This window comes from Fibrivirga algicola (assembly GCF_011742925.1).
In the GTDB taxonomy this organism is placed as follows: domain Bacteria; phylum Bacteroidota; class Bacteroidia; order Cytophagales; family Spirosomataceae; genus Fibrella; species Fibrella algicola.
In genome coordinates this window covers 1-273 of sequence record NZ_WAEL01000049.1, presented here as the reverse complement: position 1 = coordinate 273, position 273 = coordinate 1, and the positions used below count along the sequence as shown (strand labels likewise).

Annotated in this window: 1 protein-coding gene; it reads left to right on the top strand. The window is 57.9% G+C overall.

Annotated elements, in window-relative coordinates; genetic code table 11:
• Nucleotides 1–273: SdrD B-like domain-containing protein (locus tag F7231_RS27155; RefSeq protein ID WP_166694349.1), on the top strand; the 273-nt coding region annotated here is incomplete at both ends.

Here is a 273-nt window from a genome sequence, read left to right as displayed (position 1 = left end):
GACCCTGTCGTCGGGTGAGAGTAACACCACCCTGGACGCTGGTTTCTACCAGCCAACGGCAGGCTTGGGTGACTACGTCTTCGAAGACAAGAATGCCAATGGCATTCAGGACGCGGGTGATGTGGCCATCCCAGGTGTAGTGGTGACCCTCTACACCAACGGCTCGGCTATCGCGACAACGACAACGAACGCATCTGGTCTATACTCATTCACTGGGCTGACCCCTGCTACACCATACGTGGTAGGCTTCGGTCAGCCGGCTGGGTACATGCC